The 19,595-nt window shown below is 63.2% G+C and carries 20 protein-coding genes; 14 read left to right on the top strand and 6 right to left on the bottom strand.

Features of this window, described 5'->3' with window-relative positions; all coding sequences use genetic code 11:
• Genes IP68_RS13325 through IP68_RS13300 form a run of 6 tightly spaced genes read left to right on the top strand, consistent with a single transcriptional unit; the run spans position 1 to position 5,355 of the window.
• The gene (locus IP68_RS13325; RefSeq protein ID WP_054135494.1) at positions 1-834 is read left to right on the top strand and encodes an SDR family oxidoreductase; all 834 of its coding nucleotides are present in this window, start codon (positions 1-3) and stop codon (positions 832-834) included.
• Positions 831-1,634: an SDR family NAD(P)-dependent oxidoreductase gene (locus IP68_RS13320; RefSeq protein ID WP_054135493.1), complete on the top strand. Its 804-nt coding sequence runs from the start codon at positions 831-833 to the stop codon at positions 1,632-1,634. Before IP68_RS13325 ends, IP68_RS13320 begins: the two co-directional genes overlap by 4 nt.
• Positions 1,631-2,800 carry a sulfotransferase gene (locus IP68_RS13315; RefSeq protein ID WP_054135492.1) on the top strand — a complete coding sequence of 390 codons (1,170 nt, stop codon included), beginning with the start codon at positions 1,631-1,633 and terminating at the stop codon, positions 2,798-2,800. Before IP68_RS13320 ends, IP68_RS13315 begins: the two co-directional genes overlap by 4 nt.
• The gene (locus IP68_RS13310) at positions 2,797-3,573 is read left to right on the top strand and encodes an SDR family NAD(P)-dependent oxidoreductase (RefSeq protein ID WP_054135491.1); all 777 of its coding nucleotides are present in this window, start codon (positions 2,797-2,799) and stop codon (positions 3,571-3,573) included. The genes IP68_RS13315 and IP68_RS13310 overlap by 4 nt, the downstream gene beginning before the upstream one ends.
• Entirely contained in the window at positions 3,570-4,823 is a 1,254-nt protein-coding gene (locus IP68_RS13305; protein WP_054135490.1) for a hypothetical protein, read from the top strand. Before IP68_RS13310 ends, IP68_RS13305 begins: the two co-directional genes overlap by 4 nt.
• Positions 4,813-5,355, top strand: coding sequence for a VOC family protein (locus IP68_RS13300; protein ID WP_231683988.1), 543 nt, complete (start codon positions 4,813-4,815; stop codon positions 5,353-5,355). The genes IP68_RS13305 and IP68_RS13300 overlap by 11 nt, the downstream gene beginning before the upstream one ends.
• On the opposite strand, the gene IP68_RS13295 is transcribed toward IP68_RS13300, so the two are convergent.
• Positions 5,352-6,167 (bottom strand): SDR family NAD(P)-dependent oxidoreductase, encoded by an 816-nt coding sequence (locus IP68_RS13295; protein WP_054135489.1) that lies wholly within the window; start codon positions 6,165-6,167, stop codon positions 5,352-5,354. The two genes, IP68_RS13300 and IP68_RS13295, sit on opposite strands and share 4 nt — an antisense overlap.
• Positions 6,168-6,419: 252 nt before the next feature.
• Between IP68_RS13295 and IP68_RS13290 the strand changes: the two genes are divergently transcribed.
• Together IP68_RS13290 and IP68_RS13285 are read left to right on the top strand one after the other, a co-directional pair.
• Positions 6,420-7,748 (top strand): MFS transporter, encoded by a 1,329-nt coding sequence (locus IP68_RS13290; RefSeq protein ID WP_054135488.1) that lies wholly within the window; start codon positions 6,420-6,422, stop codon positions 7,746-7,748.
• Positions 7,745-8,611 (top strand): SDR family oxidoreductase, encoded by an 867-nt coding sequence (locus IP68_RS13285; RefSeq protein WP_054135487.1) that lies wholly within the window; start codon positions 7,745-7,747, stop codon positions 8,609-8,611. Before IP68_RS13290 ends, IP68_RS13285 begins: the two co-directional genes overlap by 4 nt.
• Here the strand turns inward: IP68_RS13285 and IP68_RS13280 are convergent.
• Positions 8,608-9,483, bottom strand: a complete 876-nt coding sequence (locus IP68_RS13280) for an alpha/beta hydrolase (protein WP_171900234.1) — start codon at positions 9,481-9,483, stop codon at positions 8,608-8,610. The two genes, IP68_RS13285 and IP68_RS13280, sit on opposite strands and share 4 nt — an antisense overlap.
• A 127-nt stretch (positions 9,484-9,610) precedes the next feature.
• Between IP68_RS13280 and IP68_RS13275 the strand changes: the two genes are divergently transcribed.
• Positions 9,611-10,798: a DUF1214 domain-containing protein gene (locus IP68_RS13275; RefSeq protein ID WP_054135485.1), complete on the top strand. Its 1,188-nt coding sequence runs from the start codon at positions 9,611-9,613 to the stop codon at positions 10,796-10,798.
• A gap of 12 nt (positions 10,799-10,810) precedes the next feature.
• Positions 10,811-12,040, top strand: a complete 1,230-nt coding sequence (locus tag IP68_RS13270) for a cytochrome P450 (protein WP_231683985.1) — start codon at positions 10,811-10,813, stop codon at positions 12,038-12,040.
• 3 nt (positions 12,041-12,043) lie between these two features.
• Here the strand turns inward: IP68_RS13270 and IP68_RS13265 are convergent, their stop codons facing one another.
• Positions 12,044-12,490, bottom strand: a complete 447-nt coding sequence (locus IP68_RS13265) for a nuclear transport factor 2 family protein (protein ID WP_054135791.1) — start codon at positions 12,488-12,490, stop codon at positions 12,044-12,046.
• Positions 12,491-12,622: 132 nt separating this feature from the next.
• Here IP68_RS13265 and IP68_RS13260 point away from each other — a divergent pair, with 132 nt between their 5' ends.
• The 4 genes from IP68_RS13260 to IP68_RS13245 all read left to right on the top strand — a co-directional run bounded on the left by IP68_RS13260 (position 12,623) and on the right by IP68_RS13245 (position 16,636).
• Complete coding sequence (locus tag IP68_RS13260; protein WP_231683983.1) at positions 12,623-13,699, top strand: TIGR03857 family LLM class F420-dependent oxidoreductase; 1,077 nt, start codon at positions 12,623-12,625, stop codon at positions 13,697-13,699.
• Between the two features lie 3 nt (positions 13,700-13,702).
• On the top strand, positions 13,703-14,833 hold the full coding sequence (locus IP68_RS13255) for a phosphotransferase family protein (protein ID WP_054135482.1): 1,131 nt from the start codon (positions 13,703-13,705) through the stop codon (positions 14,831-14,833).
• An 85-nt stretch (positions 14,834-14,918) separates the two neighbouring features.
• Positions 14,919-16,226 (top strand): MFS transporter, encoded by a 1,308-nt coding sequence (locus IP68_RS13250; protein ID WP_231683981.1) that lies wholly within the window; start codon positions 14,919-14,921, stop codon positions 16,224-16,226.
• Positions 16,226-16,636, top strand: coding sequence for a VOC family protein (locus IP68_RS13245; protein ID WP_054135481.1), 411 nt, complete (start codon positions 16,226-16,228; stop codon positions 16,634-16,636). Before IP68_RS13250 ends, IP68_RS13245 begins: the two co-directional genes overlap by 1 nt.
• On the opposite strand, the gene IP68_RS13240 is transcribed toward IP68_RS13245, so the two are convergent.
• From IP68_RS13240 to IP68_RS13230, 3 genes are read right to left on the bottom strand one after another with little or no spacing between them, the layout of a single operon-like run.
• Positions 16,633-17,496 (bottom strand): MaoC/PaaZ C-terminal domain-containing protein, encoded by an 864-nt coding sequence (locus IP68_RS13240; protein ID WP_054135480.1) that lies wholly within the window; start codon positions 17,494-17,496, stop codon positions 16,633-16,635. The genes IP68_RS13245 and IP68_RS13240 overlap by 4 nt on opposite strands.
• Positions 17,493-18,425 carry an alpha/beta hydrolase gene (locus IP68_RS13235; protein ID WP_054135479.1) on the bottom strand — a complete coding sequence of 311 codons (933 nt, stop codon included), beginning with the start codon at positions 18,423-18,425 and terminating at the stop codon, positions 17,493-17,495. Before IP68_RS13235 ends, IP68_RS13240 begins: the two co-directional genes overlap by 4 nt.
• Positions 18,425-19,582, bottom strand: a complete 1,158-nt coding sequence (locus tag IP68_RS13230; RefSeq protein ID WP_054135478.1) for an acyl-CoA dehydrogenase family protein — start codon at positions 19,580-19,582, stop codon at positions 18,425-18,427. The genes IP68_RS13235 and IP68_RS13230 overlap by 1 nt, the downstream gene beginning before the upstream one ends.
• Positions 19,583-19,595 lie beyond the last annotated feature (13 nt).

Here is a 19,595-nt window from a genome sequence, read left to right as displayed (position 1 = left end):
GTGCAGTCGCTCGCCCGGCTGCCGCTTGATGCCGATGCATTCGCCCGGCGATACGGACCCTGGGCAGTGATTGCGGGGGCATCCGAAGGAACGGGTGCCTGCTATGCGCGGGCGCTCGCCGCGATGGGGTTCAACCTCTTGCTCGTCTCGCGACGCCTTCATGCGCTAAAGGCGCTGGGGGCCGAGCTGACTGCCGAATACGGTGTCGCTGTCCACCCGCTGGCGTTGGACCTGGCGGAGCTGGATGCAGGGCTCAAGATCGTGGAGGCTGCAGCCGGTCTGGATGTCGGCCTTTATGTCTCCAACGCTGGTGCCGACAATTTTGCCCGTTTCTTCGAGGATGAGACTGAAGGCGCCCATCGGCTGGTGCGAATGAACATCTCCACGTTGATCGATGCTGCCCATGGCTTTGGTCGGGGCTTTCTGGCCCGCGGCAGCGGCGGGATCATCGTGATGGCATCGGGCGCGGGGCTGGGCGGCCAGCCCAACCTGGCGTTGTATTCGGCGACCAAGGCGTTCGAGATCAACTTCGCCGAATCCCTGTGGGCAGAGTATAACGAGCGCGGAATCGACGTCATCGGCATCGCGGCCCCGCTGATGAAAACACCGATGCTGCTGCGCACCGTGCCTCAAGGCTTTGACCTGTCGGCAGCGTTCGATCCTGCCGATGTCGTGCACAATGCGCTCGCAGGGCTGCTCGCAGGCGAGCCGCTGCAGATTGTTCCCGACGGTCCGGGCAAGGAAAGCCAGCCGCAGGTCGAGGCGGCCCGCAAGGCGCGGCTGCAGGGGTTCGTAGAATTCAACAAGATGTTTACTGAAGGATCAGGGGCATGAAGCGTTTGGAGGGCAAGGTTGCCATCGTGACCGGCGGTGGCGGCGGTATCGGGTCGGCGGTTGCTCGGCGCATGGTGAGCGAAGGCGCACAGGTGGCCATTGCCGACGTCATCTTCGATTCCGCGCAGGCTGCTGCCGATCCGCTGGGCGATGCCGCGATTGCGATCCAGTTCGATGCCCTTGATCCCGCCTCGATCGAGGCGATGGTCGAGCGCACCGTCAGCCACTTTGGCCGGCTCGACATCCTCCACAACAACGCTGCGATGACCGATCCGGCCAAGCATCCGCTCGATACTGATGCGGTCAACATTCCGGTCGATATCTGGGACGAGATCATCGACATCAACCTGCGCGGCTATCTGCTCGGCTGCAAATACGCGATCCCGCACATGATCCGCGGCGGCGGCGGTTCGATCATCAACACGGCGTCAAACAGCGGCTCGGCAGGTGATCTGGCACGTATCGCCTATGGCGCGTCCAAAGGCGCGATCATCACCATGACCAAGTACGTAGCGACCCAGCACGGCCACCAGAACATCCGGTGCAACTCGGTCGCGCCCGGTGTCGTGCTGACCGCGGCGCTCGAGAAGACGGCGCCCGGGCTCAAGGAAATCATCAAGCGCCATGTCCTGACGCCCGAGTTCGGGACTCCCGATGATATTGCTGCGCTGGTCGCCTTTCTGGCCTCGGACGAAAGCCGGTACATCACTGGCGAGAACATTTCGATTTCGGGTGGCGGGCTGATCCACCAGCCGCACTACGCCGATCTGATGGACATGATGGCAAAGGCGATGGGGTGAGTGCGCCGCTGACCGTCGCCGGGCTGGAAGCCGCAGCGCGTCAGGCTACTGGACTGACCGATCTCGGTCCGGATACCGGCTGGCGCGACGGCTTCGAGCGGCTCGTCGTGGCGGTCGAGGCGATGAAGCCCAATGACCAACTGCGCCATCTGGCGACGCACAACATCGTCGGGCAGCTCAGCACCCGGCTGCGGTTCGTCGAGGATGACCGCCTCCACCCCGAAATTGCCGCGCAACCGATCGATCCGCCGCTCATCGTTGTTGGCCTGCCACGCACCGGAACGACCATCAGCTATGATCTGCTGTGCCTCGACCCTGCGGCGCGGGCGCCGCGCGAATGGGAATGGTACATTCCCTGGCCGCCGACCGAGACGGCGAGTTTCGATACCGACCCGCGCATCGCTGAAGTCACTGCGATGTACGAAAACTGGCTGCAGCACGCGCCGCAACTTCTCGACATCCAGCGTTTCGATTGCACCCAGCCAGGCGAATGCAACCACGGCATGCAATTCCACTTCGGCAGCACCAATTTTCCGGCCGAACTTGGTGTGCCCGATTATGCGCGCTGGCTGCGCGAAGGCCGGGTGGAGGGGCAGTATGTCTCGCACCGACGGTTGCTGCAGAATTTCCAGTGGAAGGGACCCAAAGGCCGCTGGACGCTCAAATCGCCGCAGCACCTGTTCGATCTTCCTGCCCTGCTCGAAGCCTATCCTGGCGCCATGCTGGTATGGACACACCGCGACCCGGCACTGACATTCTCGTCGCTCTCCAGCTTTATCGCCGGTTTTCTGGCGGCGTTCGGCGGAGACAAGGACAAGGCGGCCATCGGCCGCGATGTCGTGGACACATGGATTGCGGGGATGAACCGCGCGCTCGCCGCACGCGCCGATCCGGCCATCGAAAGCCGCATTATCGATCTGGCGCACAAGGATGTCGTTGCCGATCCGATGGGCGCGATCCGGCGGATCCACACGCGCTTCGGGCTGGATTTCAGCGAGGCCCACCAGCTGCGGATCGAACGGTTTCTTGCCGACAATCCTGCAGCCAAGCGCATCGGCAGGCATCAGCATTCGCCCGAACAATACGGCATCGATGTTGCCGAAGTCCGCGTGCGGATGAAAGATTACTACGACCGCTTTGGCAGTCTGCTGGGCAGGCCGCAATGAGCGTTCTCGATCGCTTCCGCCTCGATGGGCGCACTGCGGTGCTGACCGGAGTCGGCCCCGGCGTTGGTGAGCACGTCGCCAAGGCATACGCCGAACTCGGTGCCAATGTTGTCATTTCGGCACGATCGCAGGATCGGCTTGACCGCATCGCTGGCGAGATCAACGCGCTGAGTGGCGGACGGGCGCTAGCGGTTGTCGCTGACGCAGGCAGCAGGGCGGACCTCGACCGGCTCGTCACCCGCGCCCGTGCCGAGTTCGGTTCGATCCACATCGTGTTCAACAATGCCGCCGCCGGCGTGGTCTACGCCCATGATGGCGGGCTTTGGGCAAACACCGACGCGGTCTGGAAAACCGCGATGGATGTCAATGTCATGGCGACCTGGTGGCTGATCCAATTGACCGAAGCAGACATGCAGGCGCACGGTCGTGGCTCGATTATCTCGGTGCAGAGCTGCGGCGGGTTCACCCCGATTCCGCCTGCGGTGGCCTATGGCGTGAGCAAGGCGGCGCTGCTGTTTCTGGTGCGCGAGCTGGCCAAGACACAGGCGCCCCATACGCGCGTCAACTGCCTGTGTGTCGGCTCGATGAGCCCCGATGGCCAGGAGGCCGACATCCACAAGGGACTGGGCCTGGCGGAACGCAACGCGATCAAGCGCTTCGGCGCTGCCGACGAGGCGGTGGGGGCAGCGATCCTGCTGGCCTCCGACGCGTCGAGCTATACCACCGGAAGCACGGTCTTCGTCGAAGGTGGCCGCGTCGGGACGATCGCATGACCAACCCGCTGTATACCCGCGACCAGCAGGCCGCCGAGATGCTGGCACTGCGCCTGATTGAACGCGCCGATGTCCTCGCCGCGCGTGAGGCTGCAAGGCGGCACATGTTGGCCGATCCGGTCAGCCGGACCGGCGATGGTGCGCTTCGGCTGGACAACGCGCTCGATCAATGGGTGCTGGCGCTGGCGATGCGTGAGGCCAATGGCGATACCGCCGACCCGCGCGTCGTGTGGAACGTCTCCAATCCGCCGCGCCACTGGTTTGGACATGTCTATCACGGCGCGGCGGTCGCGGTGGACAATCCGGACAATTTCAACCGCGAAATTCCGATCGACGGCAGTGGACAGTACCAGATCGACATCCGCTTTTCGGCTGATCCGCCGCAGTTCAGCATCGTGATCGAGATGGAGCCCGAGCATCACGCCGGCCTTGGACACAATATCGGTGCGCTGACCCTGCAGCAGCTGCTGCCGCACTGCGATCCACACAATGCGGTGACGCTGACGGTCGGGCCGCAGCCGGGCGGGCCGCTGCATTTGCAAAGCCAGCCGGGTCGCATCCAGATCTATACCCGCGACAGCCAGGTCGACTGGAACCAGCGCCCGGCAGAGGTTGCCGTGCGGCGGCTGGATCCTCCGGCCGGATGGCAGCCGCGCAGCGAGGATGCCATAGCCGCGGCGATCATCGAGCACATGCCCGCCTGGGTCGCCTTCTGGAGCTGCTTCAAGGACGATTTTCTGGGCTATCCCGAGCCCAACCGGCTGGTCGGCCCCAATGGCCGCGATGGCAACTGGGGGTATCTGGCAGGGGGCCGCTTCCGCATTGGCGATAATGAAGCGATGCTGGTGACGCTTGACCCGGTGGGCAGCTATTACACCGGTTTCCAGATTACCGACCCCTGGACGATCGCGCCCGACCCGATGCTGCGACTGGCTAGCCTGAACAAAAGCCAGACATGCGCCAACGCTGATGGCACCGTCACTTATGCAATTGCGCTGGCCGACCCGGGAATTGCCAACTGGATCGACTGCTGCGGACTGCATGAAGGCTGGATGATGGCGCGTTGGCAGGGTGTGCCGTCGGATGCGCCGCTGGACGGCATGATCCGCAAGGTGACGCTGGTCGCGCTGGACGCCATTCCTCCCCATGTTCCAAGGATCGACCTTTCCGGTCGCCGGGCACAAGTCGCCGCGCGGGCAAAGGGGTTTGCAGAGCGAACAGATCCTCAAGGATGGGCTGATGCAGGCTGAAGGCGCGATCATCGAGCTGTGTCATGTCACCCGTGATCTGGACGCGGCATTGCGCCACTGGACGCGCGATCTGGGCGTGGGGCCGTTCTTCGTCTTCGATGCGCCGGTGTTGCCCGGTCAGCTCTATTATAGCGCGCCGACCGCCGTCTCGATGCGTGTTGGCTTCGGGTTCTCGGGCGGCCTGCTGATCGAACTGCTTGAGCAGACCAATGACGGTGCTTCGCCTTTCCGCGATTTTCTGGCCGAGCGGGGCGAGGGCCTCCATCATGTCATGCCGCGCTGCGATTTCGATGTGGGCCACGCCAGGCTATCGGCGGCCGGGCATCAAATCGCCTTTAGCGGCACGATGCCTTCGGGTGAGCGCTTCTGCCTGTTCGACACGCGCGCTGCAAACGGCGCCTATACCGAACTGATGGAGCTTTCGCCCGCCATGCTTGGTTCGCTGGCGCTGATGCACCAGGCGCACGTGAAATGGGATGGCATGACCGACCCAGTGCGCGGCATGGACCGGCTTGCCGAAATGTCCCTCTAAAGCTTGCCGCTTCCCATCTGCGCGAACAGCTTCTGGAAATCCGCATAACTTGCCTGATGCGCGGTAAAGCCGCCGTCCACCGGGATCGCTGCGCCGGTGATGAATCGGCTTTCGTCGGAGGCAAGGAAGGCGACGACATTGGCCACATCTTCCGGGCGGCCGAGCTCTGGCGTCAGATGGTGCGATGCCAGGATGTCCTTGACGATATCGGGAGTCGATTCGATTGCCATTTCGGTGAGCACGAAGCCGATCACCACGCAGTTCGAGCGGATGTTCTGGCGTCCGTACTGGGTTGCGACCATGCGGTTGAGCTGGATCAGCGCCGCTTTGGACGCGCCATAAGCGGTCAGCGTCGCTTCGCCCGCAACCCCGAAGCCCGATGCGCTGTGGATGATCGACCCGCCGCCAGAAGCGATCATGTGCGGGATCGCGTATTTGCACATCAGCATCGCTCCGCGCACATTGACGGACATCGCCATGTCCCAGGCGGCAGTGTCGAGATTGACGACATCGAGATCCTGCTGGCGTTGCGCCTCGCTCTGGATGGCAGCGTTGTTGTGCAGGATGTCGATACGGCCGAATTGCGCGGCGATGCTTTTGACCATAGCCTGCACATCGGCCTCGCTGGTGAGGTCGATCGCCATCGGCACAGCACCGGGCACTTTTGCGGCCTCCTGCGAAACGCGGCTCTTATCGATATCGGCCATCACCACTGTCGCGCCATCTGCAGCGAGACGCGCTGCGGTGGCAGCCCCGATTCCGCCCGCTGCGCCGGTGACGATTGCGATGCGATCTTGAAGCCTGCCTGCCATGAAACCCTCCGGAGTGCGCTTTTCTTGGTAATGTTGGAACGATGGCCAGCCACACAAATGCGGTCGCTCAACCTGCCCGAGGGCAGGTTGGTGGACCAACCCTGTCTGTATGACCGGGTTGTGATGCTGTGGTGTCTGCGCCCGGACCATGCAAGCGCGATCAGGGGTGCAAGACCTTCAGCGATTGTGCTGGCCGGACAGTCCAGCCGTGCTATCGCGCATAGATAAGGCTTGAACAACAAAGGCAGACGCATGAACCGCTTTTCCGGGCGTGACTGGTGGTTCATCCTCCTGTTCGGCACGATCTACATGTTCAACTTCATCGACCGCATGATCATCTCGGTGGTCGGGGAGCCGATCCGCCGCGAATTCGGCCTGTCAGACCTGCAGCTTGGCATCATGGGCGGGGTGGCGTTTGCGCTGTTCTACGGCGGCGTCGGCATCCCGCTGGCGCGGCTGGCAGAACGCATCAGCCGGGTCGGGATCGTTGCCACTGCGACCGCGGTGTGGTCGGTCATGACAATGCTGTCCGGTGTTGCGGGAAACTACACGCATCTGCTGCTGGCGCGGATGGGGGTGGGCATCGGCGAGGCCGGCTTCACACCGCCGGTCGTGTCGCTGATCGCCGACAGGTTCGTTCCTGAAAAGCGCGCCACGGTGTTCTCGCTGATCGCGGTGGGGGTTTCGGTGGGCGGCGCGGTCGGTGCACTGGGCGGTGGCTGGATCGCGCAGAACCATGGCTGGCGTGCGGCGTTCCTAGTGATGGGTGCTCCGGGATTGCTGCTCGCGCTGCTGCTGTGGCTGACGATCCGGGAACCTGTCCGACAGAACGCCGAAGCACGCGCACCCGGGTTCGCCGTGGTGCTGCGCCGAGTATCGGGCTCGCGCGCCTTTGTCACCTTCACGTTCGGCAGCGGCATCGTGGCCTTGGTCGGGTTCGGGCTGAACCTGTTTCTGATCCCCTTGCTGGTCCGGCGGTTCGGTTTCGACCTCAAGGAGGCGGCGATCACCTTTGCGCTGACGTTCAGTGCGGCAACGGCGCTGGGCGGTGTGGTCGGCGGCATTCTGGCAGACCGCTATGCCAGGGACGATCACCGCCGCTATGGGCTGCTCCCAATGCTGTCATCATCGCTGGCTCTCCCGCTGTTTCTGACGGCGATCTATCAGGATGACTGGCGGATCATGGCGGTGCTGCTGTTTGCCGCGACCTTCTGTCTCTATGCGTTTCTGCCGACAATCATGACGGTGACTCAAAGGCTGGTCGAACCCAGGATGCGCGCCACCGCAGCGGCGATCCACGCGTTCGGCCAGACGGTGTTTGGGCTCGGTCTTGGCTCGGTCTTCCTCGGCTGGATGAGCGATCGGCTGGCGAGCGGTCTTTACGGGCCGGGCTATGCGGCGGATTGCATCGGCATCCAGTCTGGCCCACCGCCTGCGGCCTGTGCTGCGGCATCCGGAACCGGGCTGCAGCAGGCGCTGCTGGTGCTGGGGGTGTTCCTGTTGCTCGCGATTGCCAGCTACTGGTTTGCAGCAAAGTCAATTGCCGGGGAAATCTCGGCGCTTGAGGACAAGCCAGAATGAACGCATTCGATCCCCATCAGGCCGGACCTGAGTTACGGCCGGTCGCGGTGATCACCGGGGCAGCGGGCGGGATCGGAGCGGCCACCGCGCGGCTGCTCGGGCATACCCACCGTCTGGTGCTGACCGACGCGGACAGTGACCGGCTGCACGCGCTGCATACCATTCTGGCCGATGAGGGCCATCGCGCCGATTGCCTGCCCGGAGATCTGGCCGATGCCGATACCGCGCAGGCACTGGCTGAGCTTTGCGCCCGCACCGGGTCGATCCGGTCGATCGTCAACGCAGCAGGCCTCTCGCCGGTGCAGGCCGATTGGCGGGCGATCATCCGCGCCAACAGCATCGGGCCGATGCGACTGCTTGCAGCGCTCGAACCGTTGCTGGCACCGGGATCGGCGTGCGTCCTGATCGCGTCGGTCGCCGGGCATCTGGGGCCGCAGGATGCAGCGGTACAGACTTTACTCGATGATCCGCTTCAGCCCGACTTGTACGACAGCCTGCATCCGCACATTGCCGCAGTGGTAGCGGCGCATGGCGGGACGCTCGAAGGCCAGGCCTATTCGCTCTCTAAGCGCGGCATCATTCGCCTTTGCGAGAAGAGCGCTCCCGGCTGGGGCAGGCGTGGGGCGAGAATCGTCTCGCTGTCCCCTGGCGTGGTCTGGACGCCGATGGGACGCCGCGAAGCCGCGAGCGGCCACCGGGCGCAGGCGATGGTGGATGCGACTCCGTGCGGACGCTGGGGCACCGCGATGGACATCGCCACTGCGGCGCAGTTCCTGCTGTCGGATGCCGCCTCCTACATCACCGGATGCGACCTCAGGGTCGATGGCGGTGCCGCAGCGGCGCTACGCGGCACACAATTCTAGCGGTTCCGGTCGATCCATGCGTCCAGCGCTGCCCAGTGCAGGTGCCGGGTGCCGGCAAAGTTCTGGCAATGTGCAGCATCAGCTAAGATCTGCAGCTCTGTTTCGGGTGACGCGCTGAAATAGCCCGGTTCGCGCTCGGGCGACGGGCTGGTGTCGACCTCGCTCTGTACGACTAGCACCGGAACCGCGATCTTCGCTGCTGCTGCATGAACGATGCCCGGTGTCAGCGCCGCGCGGCCAAGGCAGGCTGGCGTTGTCGATCCATGCGCTTCATCGGCAGCGATCAGGCTTGCGGGCACATCAGGCGCATAGAAAAGCGCGCGCATCGGTTCTCGCGGTGTCGCCAGATAGCCGCCGGGAGCGAGCCCTGCGGTCAGTGTTGCGACGTCAGTATCGCCCAGCGTCATCGGCTCGTTGGCCCAGCCCAGGACCGCGACCCGCTCAAAGGCTGGAAATGCAGCGGCTTGGGTGATGATCATCATGCCCCCCATCGAATGGCCGATACCGGTGATGCTCAAAGGCCGGTCGAGCATTGCCACGACCTGTGCCAATGCATCGGCATGCGCTGCAGCAATGATCTCTGTGCTCAGACGCTGCTCGGGTTCGGGGGTGCTGCTGTCGCCCATGCCCAGCATGTCGATGGCGAGCAAGGCCTTCCCCCGGTCTGTGAACCAGTGGGCAAAGCTGTAGCTTTCATCGGCGAATGGGGGATGCCAGTAAAGCCGTCGGTAACCGCCGCCATGGATGGCGAAGATCAGGTGCAGTTGGCCGGTCGGCATATCATCGGGCAGGTGCAATGTAGCCGCGATCCGGGTCGGTTCATCCAGTCCCGCAGCCGAGGTTACATCGAGCATCATGTCTGTCGATTTCATGGACCGCCGATCGCTGTTGAGGCTTGCAGTCTGCGCGACAGCCATCACTCTTCACCTACCGGGCGAAAGGTTGCTTGGCGGGCAGCTTGGCAAAGACCACAACGACACACGGCTTGGAGCAGGATGGATGGAAGACGACGGCCTGGCATGGGAGGCGCTGATCGACGGGCTCCGTCCCTTGGGGCAGGCCATGCGCGCGCGGGTGCCTGAGCGGTTGCGGAACGACCCGCAGGTGATGGCCGAATCGATGCGCTTGCTGCTCGCCGGACTGGCGCGGGCCAGTTCGGACGCGCTGGTGGGCGACCGCCGGCACCCGATGTTCGTGCCGGAGCTCAACATCGCGCAGAACATCTTCCAGCCGAATGCGGACACGATCTACAAAAGCTGCCTGATCGAAAGAGGTGGCAGCTATCTGCTCAAGGGCGACCGCGGCAGCGTGCGCATGATCATCCTGGCGCAGATGGGGCCAGACACATTGCGCACCGGGAAGCACCATCCGTTGCTCGGCCAGATCGATTTCGACAGCCTGACGCTGGATAGCCACGGGCATTTCGAGTTGCTGCTGTCGCCCGAGCGGCCCGCTGATCATGCTGGCGACTGGTTCGCACTGGACCCGCAATGTGAAAAGCTGATGGTCCGAATCGTCGCATGCGACTGGGGCGCCGAGCGCGAGCCGCGTTTCGGTATTGTCCGGCTGGATGTGGATGAGGGCAGGGGGCGGCCTGCGACCGAAGAGCTGCACCGCAGGTTTGCCGAAATGCCCGGCATCACCGCCGTGTGCGCGCTGGCCTTCCCAACCCATGTTCAGGAACTGCGCGACGAGGGGTATCTCAACCGCCTGAAGGTGTTTGATGTCTCGCAGATGTCGGGCCTGGCCGGGCAGTTCTATTACGAAGGCGCTTACGAACTTGCGGACGACGAAGCCCTTATCACCGAGGTCAAGGTGCCGTCGCGCTGCCGGTACTGGTCGATCATCCTCACGAACGATCTGTATGAAACGACCGACTGGTACAACAATCAGTCGAGCCTGAACGACACGCAGGCCGTGGTGGACAGCGATGGCGTGTTCCGCACGGTGATCTCGGCGCGGGATCCCGGCGTTCACAACTGGCTCGATACCTCGGGCTATCGCAGCGGTGCCTTGCAGGGCCGCTGGTTCGAGGCGGATGAAAAGCCGATGCCGACCCTGCGCAAGGTGAAGCTGGCCGATGTCGTGTCCACCTTGCCGGGCGACACGACCCTTGTTTCACGCGCAGAACGCGCCGAGGCTTTGCGGCAACGCAGGCTGGCCGCGCACATGCGCACCATCTGGTAAAGGAACCGAACTGTGACCACCACTCTCCCGCCTCCAGCCACGCTTCCGACGCATGTCCCCGCCGACAAGGCCATGCGGCTGCCATTCTTTGCCCGCGAAGTCGTCAGGGATTGTCCCCAGGAAACGCTGATCCCGCAGATGCACAGCAGCCTGGGGCCAATCACCTATGTCACCAACATCTTCCCCGGCGACAAGCCGGGCTGGCTGCTCACCGGCTATGAAGACACCATGGCGATGCTGCGCAATGCCGATGACTTCACCAAGAACGGCATGGGCCAATGGGCACAAGGCATCGGCGAAGACTGGCTGGTCATCCCCACTGAGGTCGATCCGCCGATGCACACCGCGTATCGCAAGGCGCTGAACCCGCATTTTTCGCCGCAGAAGATGGCTGCGATGAAGGACGACCTGCGCAAGCGCGCGCGCGATCTGATCGACAAGTTCCAGGATCGTGGTAGCTGTGATTTCGTCAACGAGTTCTCCGAGCGCTACCCGATCTACATCGTGCTTGATCTGCTGGGTCTGCCGCAGGACCGGATGGCCGAGTTCCTGAAATGGGAAAAGGAGATGCTGCACACCAATGATTGGGAGGTGCGAAGCAACGCCGTGCGTGCGGTGAAGAACTATCTGGTCGAAGAGATCGCCGCCCGGCGGGCAAACCCGCAGGATGATTACATCACCCGTATCTTCGATTTCGAGGCAGAAGACGGCCGCAAGTGGAACGACCAGGAGGTGCTGGGCCACTGCTTCAACCTATATCTGGGCGGGCTGGATACGGTCACGACGATGCTGGGCAACAGCTTTGCCTGGCTGGCCCGGCATCCCGAGCAGCAGCAGGAACTGCGCGAAAACCCCGATCGCATCGTGCTGGCGGTCGAGGAGTTCCTGCGCATCTTCGGCCCCGTCACCGCGTTTCGCATCGCAACGCGCGAGATCGAGATCCACGGCCAGAAAATCATGCCGGGCGAATATGTATCCGTCTGCACGCCGGTGGCCAATCAGGACCCCAAGATACATGATCACCCCTCGCAGGTGCGTTTCGACCGCAAGGCCGCGCATATTGCGCTGGGCGGGGGCATTCACAAATGCCTGGGCATGCACCTTGCCCGGCTGGAATTGCAGGTCGCCTTGGAGGAAATGCTCAAGGCTGTGCCGCTGTTCCGTGTCCGCGACGGCTTCGATCTGGGCTATTTCGTCGGCAACATCACCTTCGTTCCCGCGCTCGAACTGCAATGGGACTGAAGGTCAATCCGCGTGCATGTCGACGTGGAAGCGGGTGAGCTTGAGCGCGGCGATCTTCCAGACGCCCCCTTCGCGCCGGTAGTGCTCGTGATACTGGCCATAGCCGGTGATCGAGCCGACACCGGCAAGCGGTGACGTGCCCGGTTTCCAGACAACGCGATCCTGCATCGCCCATAGCCCGGTGGCGGCGTCGGCGTCGGTCAGGGTGATTTCGGGCGAATGCACCTGATGGCTGGTGGCGGCATGGTCCACCGCGAACCTGATCTGGTCAATAATGGCGGCAACGCCCATCATGGGCGGGTTGCCGGTATCCTGCTCCACGTCCATCACCGCGTCGTCGGTGAACAAGGCGGCAAGTCCGTCCCAGTCCTTGGTGTCGAGCATCCGGCAATAGCGCGCCTTGACCAGCTTGATCGCTTCGGTGTCGAGCAGGCGGGCCAATGCGTCCATGACAATCTCCTTCAGACCTGACATCATCGCGGCAAAAGACGGGTGCAGTCCTGCCTTGCGACAGGTTGACAGCTCAGACGTTGCGACAATGTCTGGCCCAGGACGATCACAGAAAAATCAAGGAGCTGGATGATGGCGCAGGAACCCGGTGCACAGGCACTGTTCGACAAATTCGGCACCTACATCCTCCCGGGCCGGGTGGACGATCCCCGGCGGGGCATCGAGGAGGCGCAGGAGGCCGAGCGCATCGGTCTGGGGGCGATCTGGATATCCGAGCGCTTTGCATTGAAAGAGCCTGCCGTGCTGGCAGGGGCCGTGAGCCAGGCGACGTCCAGTATCAGGATCAACGGTACGTTCTATGCCACGATGCGGCACCCCATCGTGACTGCCAGCGTGGCAAACCTGATGCAGGCGATGAGTGCGGACCGGTTCAGCATCATGTTCGCGCGCGCGGTGCCCGCCTATATGCAGATGCTGGGCGCGCCTGCCATCACCATGGAACGGCTTGCCGACTATATCTCGATCATGCGGCGGCTGTGGGACGGGGAGACGGTCAGCTACGAAGGTGTGCTCGGCAAATTCCCGATGCTGAAACTCACCGACATGCATGAGGGCAAAAAGCCACCGGTGATCTTTACCGCGATCGGCCCAAAATCTCTCGAGTTCGCCGGCACGCATTGTGACGGCGTGCTGCTGCATCCGTTCGTGTCCACCACCGGCGTTCGCAACAGCACCAAGATTGTCCGCGATGCCGCCGAAAAGGCAGGACGGGACCCGATGTCGGTGCGCATCTATCACAACATCATCGTGGCGCCCGACCTCCCCAAGGATGAAGAGGATGCGGTGGTACGCGGTCGCGCCATCACCTATTTCGAGCTGCCCGGCTTTGGCGATCTGATCGTCGAGATCAACGAGTGGGACAAATCGGTGCTCGACCTCATCCGCGCGCACCCGAAGATCGCCGCCCTCAACGGCAAACCCGCCGACCAGGCCTATACTCGGCAGGAACTGGTCGATGTCGGCGCCTTGCTGCCACAGCACTGGATCGATGATGGCGCGGCGGTCGGGACCGCGGCGCAGTGCGCCGATCAGCTGATGGCCTATCTGGATGCGGGCGCTGATGAAATCCTGCTGCACGGCGCGTCACCCAACGACATGGGTCCGCTGACGCAAGAGCTTCGGCGCGCGCTGGCTGCAAAGGGGCTATAAGCCGTGGCACTGTCGACGGCACAGGTGCAGGCGCGGCTTCGCGACTGGCTCGAGTCGCATGTCGCGGGCTGGCAGAACGTCAGGCTCCGTCCGCTGGAGGTGTCGCTCGGCTCGGGCTTTTCCGCCGAGATATTCTTTGTGGACGTCGAGTTCGAAACAGCCTCGGGCGCGCAGGCAAGGACCCTGGTGGTACGCCGGCAGCCGACCAGCTTCGAGGTGGTGCTGGGATCGAGCCTTGCACTGCAGGGCAACATGATGGCTGCGCTGGATCGGCTGAAGGTGACCCCGGTGCCTGAGTGGATCGGCATGGAGCTCGATCCCGAGGTACTCGGAATGCCTTTCCTGGTGATGGGCCGCGTCGATGGCCAGTCAGCGACCCAGCGGCCCAACTACAACACGACCGGTTGGCTGGTCGATATGCCACCACAGCAACGGGCCTCAACCTGGCAGAACGCAATCCAAGCCTTTGCCCAGATGAGCCAGATCGACTGGCAGAAAGACGGGTTCGCCTTTCTGGCCCGTTCGGAGTGGGGCACCCCCGGGCTCGACCAGTACCTGGGCCATCTGGAGGCCTGGTATCATGGATGCCGTAAGGACCGGGTGCTGCCCTATGTCGACGCGGCGATGACCTATATCCGCGATCACCAGCCGGCAGATACGACCGTCAACGTCCTGTGGGGCGACAGCACGCCTTCGAACGTGATGTTTTCGGGTGACGGCCGGGTCAACGCGCTGATCGACTGGGAACTGGCGGCGCTCGGTCCGTCAGAGCTCGACCTTGCCTGGTGGCTCTATTTCGACGACCTGTTCAGTCGCCGCTTTGGCGTGGCCCGTCTGGAGGGCCTGCCGACGCGCGAGGAAAGCATTGCCAGCTGGGAAGCGGCGGTCGGACGCACGGCGCAACATATGGCGTATTACGACGTCGTGGTCGCGCTGCGCATGGCACTGGTGGTGGTTGGAGCGTTTGATCGGCAGGTCGGCATCGGCAACATTGAAGCGGACAACAAATCGTTGAATGCCAATTTCATGACGCTGTATCTTGCCGAACGGCTTGGCATGGACCTGCCTGAACTTGGCCCTGACTTCTATGCCTTCATGCGCAACATGACCCCGGTCGACCAGAAGCAGGATTGACGACGATGGGGCGGGGCTCTTGGCCGGTGGTTCGGCGATGACTGATCACGAACATCCTTTGCCGCAAGTGGCTGAAAGAGCCGAATTGCCCACCCCGCAGAAGATCATCGATTCCGGGCGACTGGGCGGGTGGCAGATTGCCGCGATCGCCATGACAATCCTGCTCAACGCCCTCGACGGTTTCGATGTCATGTCGATCAGCTTTGCCGCCCCCGGCATCGCAAAGGAATGGGGCGTGGCGCGCGATGTGCTGGGCTGGGTGCTGTCGATGGAGCTGATAGGCATGGCGGCAGGCTCGCTGCTGCTGGGCGGGCTGGCTGACAGGATCGGTCGCAAGCCGACGATCATCGGCTGCCTTGTCGTGATGGCGGGCGGCATGCTGCTCGCCCCGCAATCGACCGATGTCTTGCAACTTTCGATATGGCGGCTGTTCACGGGGCTCGGCATTGGCGGCATGTTGGCCGCGCTCAATGCCTCGGTGGCTGAGTTCTCCAACGCCCGCTACCGCAATCTGGTGCTTCCGCTGATGGTGATCGGCTATCCTTTGGGCGCGTTCTTCGGCGGACTTGGGGTCAGCGCGCTGCTCGGCGGGGGAGACTGGCGCAGCGTCTTCTATCTGGGTGCGCTGCTGACTGCCGGCAGCATTCCGCTTGCGCTGTGGCTCATCCCGGAATCGCCCGGCTGGCTCTATGCCCGCCGACCGCCCAATGCGCTGGAGCGCATCAACCGGGTGCTGACCCGCTTTGGTCTCGCTCGCATGACCGCGCTTCCGGACGTCGTTCCCGGTGCGTCACGGGCGGCACTGCTCGAGATTTTCCGGCCAGCGCTCATCCGCACGACTCTTTTGCTGACCCTTGCCTATCTCACTCACGTCGCAGCGTATTATTACTTCGTCAAATGGGTGCCCAAGCTGATTGTCGACATGGGGTTCGATCCGGGGGCGGCTGCAGGCGTGCTGACCAACGCGATGCTCGGCGGAGCGGTCGGCGGCGGCGTACTGGGGCTGGTGGCCTTGAAGACCGGAATGCGCTGGGCCACAATTGGCGCGCTGGCCGGGGCTTTCGTCATGCTCAACATCTTCGGCATGGCACCTAGAGATCTGCAGGTGCTTGGATGGATTGCGGCGGGAACAGCATTTTTCTCGAACGCCGCTGCGGTCGGCTTCTACGCGCTGCTCGCCATGGCCTTCCCGCCGAACGTCAGGGCGACGGGCACAGGTTTTGGCATCGGCTTCGGGCGGGCCGGGGCCGTTATGGGGCCTGCAGTGGCCGGGATGCTTTTTGCAGGCGGCGTGGGGTTGCAGGGTGTCTCGCTGATCATTTCGGCAGGCTCGCTGCTGGCGATTGTGGCAATTTATTTGGTCCGGGCACCGGCGCAGGCGGAGGAACGCTGATGGGGATTTTCACGCACAACTGTGTGGGCACCAACGATGTGATTCAGGCCGGTCGCTTCTACGACGCGGCGCTGGCCCCGCTGGGCATCCGCAGACTGGGCGATTTCCTCGATCAGGGGCTGGCCTATGGCGCGCGCGCTGCAGAGTTTCTGGTGCTGAAACCGCTGGATGGTGCACCCGCCAGCCCGGGCAACGGCATTACGCTCGGCTTCAAGGCTCCGGATCGCGCTTCGGTCGATGCTTTCCATGCCGCAGGGCTGGCAGCGGGCGGTAGCGATGCCGGCACACCCGGTCCGCGCGGCGCAGTGCCTCATGCATATGGTGCCTATCTGTTTGATCCGGATGGCAACAAGATCTGCGCCTATTGCTTCAAGATGCCGCCTGCAGATGGTGCACAGCAAGACGGTTAGCCGACCAACAGTGCATTCCCATTGTCCGCAACCACGACCCCGCGTTCGTTCGCCGAGGTACGAAATCGCACCCGATCACCCTGCTGCCAGATGTGCGTGGCCAATGTGTCGCCGGGGTAGACCGGCGCGGTAAAACGCAGCGCGATTTCGCTTAAGGCTCGGGCTTCGCCACCGGCACAGGCATGGATCAACGCGCGGGCAATCACCCCCATGGTCGATAGCCCGTGCAGGATCGGGCGATCATAGCCTGCCTGTCGGGCTGCTTGGGAATCGATGTGCAACGGATTGCGGTCGCCCGACAGTCGGTAGGTTGCCGCTTGCACGACCGAGGTCGGCAAAGTGATAGCAAGGTCTGGTGTCCGATCGGGCACCGGGGGCAAAGCCTCACCGGGCAGATCGCGTTCCCCACCGAAGCCGCCCGCACCGCGCGCCACCCACGTCTCGGTCGCCTCGGCGATCAGGGTTCCGCCCAGTGTCCTGAGAATCTTGGTCGCGCGGATCAGCGCTGGCTTGCCAGGTCCTTTGTCGGCCACGTCGGTAATTCGCGTCTCGCCATGGACCATCCCTGCGGGATCGAGCGGCTGAAATAGCCGCAGATGCTGTTCTCCGTGCAGGATATTGGGCCAGTCGAGTCCGGATTGCGGGTCCATCGGCCAGAAGCCGGGCGTGCCCAGCACCAGCGCCATTGTCGGCAAAACCTCAAGGTGGCGCTCGAACAGAAAACGGGTCTCGTCGATGTCGGGACGCAGGCCCGCGCCTACCCCCAGCGCATAGATGATGCCATCGCGCGGATCATAGTCATCCCGCGCATCGGGCACCTTGTAGGCAAGCAGCCTGTCGAGATCGAGCGGGCGCGTCATGCAAACAGGGCGCGCCGCAGCGCGTAGACGTTATCCCGTTCCGCCCGCAAGGTGACCGGGGCGTCGCGCGCCATCTTGAAGCCGTGGCAGCAGCCCGGATAGACGATCAGCTCAACCGAAACGCCCGCGCGTGTCAGGCGAGCGGTGTAGCCGAGGCATTCGTCGACAAACAGATCGAGTGATCCCACCCCGATATAGGCTGGCGGCAGACCGCTCAGATCGTCGGCCCGCGCCGCCGAGGCGTAGGGCGACGGATCGCCGTTGCCCAGATAGGCTGCGCGGCAATAGGTGCTGTTTTCAGCCGTCCAGACGAATTCGCCGGTGAACGGGTTTGCAGGGTGGGGCAGCCTATCATCGAGGCGAGGCGCCTCAAGATGCTGGAATGCGATGGGAAATTCGCCGCGATCGCGAGCCATCAGGCAAAGACAGGCGGCCATGGCACCGCCAGCACTTGTCCCGCTGACAGCGATACGCGCCGGATCGATCCCCAGCATTTGCGCCTCTTCGTGCAACCACCCCAGCGCAGCATAGGCGTCGTCCATCGGGCCGGGAAAGGGGGTCTCGGGTGCTAGCCGATAGTCCACTGACAGTATCAGGCACCCAAGCTCGTTCGCCCAGCCCATCAGTTGCGCCAGATCCATTTCCGGTACGCCAAGCACATGGCCACCACCATGAAAATGCAGGATGGCGGGTGTAATCCCTGAGCGCTGTTCAGGCTGGATCTGCAGGCAGCGGATCGTGCGGCCATCCTCGCCGGAATCGATATGGACTTGGGCGACGGTGACCGGAAGATCGGGCAGCGGCTGGGCTGCGACCATCGCTGGCAGGGCCGCGCGGATCAGGGGCAGGGTCTCATCGGAGAGCACCATAGGAACGAAGTTGTCGATCAGTGGCAGCAGCTGCGGATCGACGAGGTGGCGGCTGCGCATCAGGCAAGCCTGCGATCATCAAGGCCCAAGCTGCGACCGATGATCTCCTTCATAATCTCCGAGGTGCCGGCAAAGATGCGGCTGATCCGCGCATCCTGGTACATCCTGCAGATGCGGTACTCTTCCATAAAGCCCGCGCCGCCGTGCAACTGTACGCACGCATCCATCACCTTGGCCTCCAGTTCGCTGGTCAGCAGCTTGGCCGCCGACGCATCCTCTGCACTCAGCGCGTCATCGTTCAGCAACAGCACCGACTGGTCAACATAGCATTGCAGCGCATCGATCTGCGCCTTCATCTCGGCCATCACGAAGCGGCTGTTCTGGAAGGTGCCGATCGGTCGGCCAAAGGCCTTGCGCTCTTTGACATAATCCAGCGTCAGATCGAACGCGACCTGCGTGTTGGCCATGAAGCCGATGGCCGCTACCAGACGTTCGGGAGCCAGAAAACGGGCGAGATATTTGAACCCCATCGTCGGCTCGCCCAGCACATTGGCCTTGGGTACCTTGACATCGTTGAAGAACAATTCAGCAGTATCCTGCGACTTCAACCCCATCTTCTCGAGCCTGCGACCGCGTTCGAAGCCAGGCATCCCGCGCTCGACCACGAACAAGCCGAGGCCGTGCCTGGCTTGCGGATCGGTGCGCGCTGCAACCACCACCACATCCGAAAGGATACCGTTTGAGATATAGGTCTTCGATCCATTGAGCAGCCAGTGATCGCCCATATCGACCGCATTGGTCTTCATTCCTGCAAGATCGCTGCCTGTACTTGGTTCGGTCATCGCGACAGCGAGGATCGTCTCGCCGGAAACGATGTCGGGCATGAACCGCGCCTTCTGCTCCTCATTGCCCAGGGTGGCGATATAGGGCGCGACCAGATCATTGTGCAGGTTGATGTAGAAGCCGATGTCGCCGTGGCGCATGTTCTCTTCGATGATGATCTGCTCGAAGCGGAAATCGTCGATACCGGCACCGCCATAGGCCTCGTCCGCCCAGGTGCACAAAAAGCCATTGGCGCCCGCCTTCAGGTAAGCCTCACGGTCGACCTGGCCCGCCTTGCGCCAGCGGTCTGCATGTGGGCCGATTTCTGTCTGCATGAATTTGCGGACAGAATCGCGGAACTGTTCGTGCTCGGGTTCGAAGATGGTACGGCGCATCGCAGTTCCTTTC

The organism is Blastomonas sp. AAP25 (genome assembly GCF_001295965.1).
Taxonomy (GTDB): domain Bacteria; phylum Pseudomonadota; class Alphaproteobacteria; order Sphingomonadales; family Sphingomonadaceae; genus Blastomonas; species Blastomonas fulva.
Note: the sequence above shows the minus strand (reverse complement) of the source record. Positions and strands in the feature narration are given on the sequence as shown.

Excerpts from the sequence above, each read along its gene's own strand:
- IP68_RS13285 (WP_054135487.1), top strand. The coding sequence starts at position 7,745 with ATGAACGCATTCGATCCCCATCAGGCCGGACCTGAGTTACGGCCGGTC.
- IP68_RS13295 (WP_054135489.1), bottom strand. The coding sequence starts at position 6,167 with ATGGCAGGCAGGCTTCAAGATCGCATCGCAATCGTCACCGGCGCAGCG.
- IP68_RS13305 (WP_054135490.1), top strand. The coding sequence starts at position 3,570 with ATGACCAACCCGCTGTATACCCGCGACCAGCAGGCCGCCGAGATGCTG.
- IP68_RS13260 (WP_231683983.1), top strand. The coding sequence starts at position 12,623 with ATGGCGCAGGAACCCGGTGCACAGGCACTGTTCGACAAATTCGGCACC.
- IP68_RS13265 (WP_054135791.1), bottom strand. The coding sequence starts at position 12,490 with ATGGACGCATTGGCCCGCCTGCTCGACACCGAAGCGATCAAGCTGGTC.
- IP68_RS13320 (WP_054135493.1), top strand. The coding sequence starts at position 831 with ATGAAGCGTTTGGAGGGCAAGGTTGCCATCGTGACCGGCGGTGGCGGC.
- IP68_RS13310 (WP_054135491.1), top strand. The coding sequence starts at position 2,797 with ATGAGCGTTCTCGATCGCTTCCGCCTCGATGGGCGCACTGCGGTGCTG.
- IP68_RS13280 (WP_171900234.1), bottom strand. The coding sequence starts at position 9,483 with ATGAAATCGACAGACATGATGCTCGATGTAACCTCGGCTGCGGGACTG.
- IP68_RS13300 (WP_231683988.1), top strand. The coding sequence starts at position 4,813 with ATGCAGGCTGAAGGCGCGATCATCGAGCTGTGTCATGTCACCCGTGAT.
- IP68_RS13230 (WP_054135478.1), bottom strand. The coding sequence starts at position 19,582 with ATGCGCCGTACCATCTTCGAACCCGAGCACGAACAGTTCCGCGATTCT.
- IP68_RS13290 (WP_054135488.1), top strand. The coding sequence starts at position 6,420 with ATGAACCGCTTTTCCGGGCGTGACTGGTGGTTCATCCTCCTGTTCGGC.
- IP68_RS13245 (WP_054135481.1), top strand. The coding sequence starts at position 16,226 with ATGGGGATTTTCACGCACAACTGTGTGGGCACCAACGATGTGATTCAG.
- IP68_RS13275 (WP_054135485.1), top strand. The coding sequence starts at position 9,611 with ATGGAAGACGACGGCCTGGCATGGGAGGCGCTGATCGACGGGCTCCGT.
- IP68_RS13240 (WP_054135480.1), bottom strand. The coding sequence starts at position 17,496 with ATGACGCGCCCGCTCGATCTCGACAGGCTGCTTGCCTACAAGGTGCCC.
- IP68_RS13235 (WP_054135479.1), bottom strand. The coding sequence starts at position 18,425 with ATGCGCAGCCGCCACCTCGTCGATCCGCAGCTGCTGCCACTGATCGAC.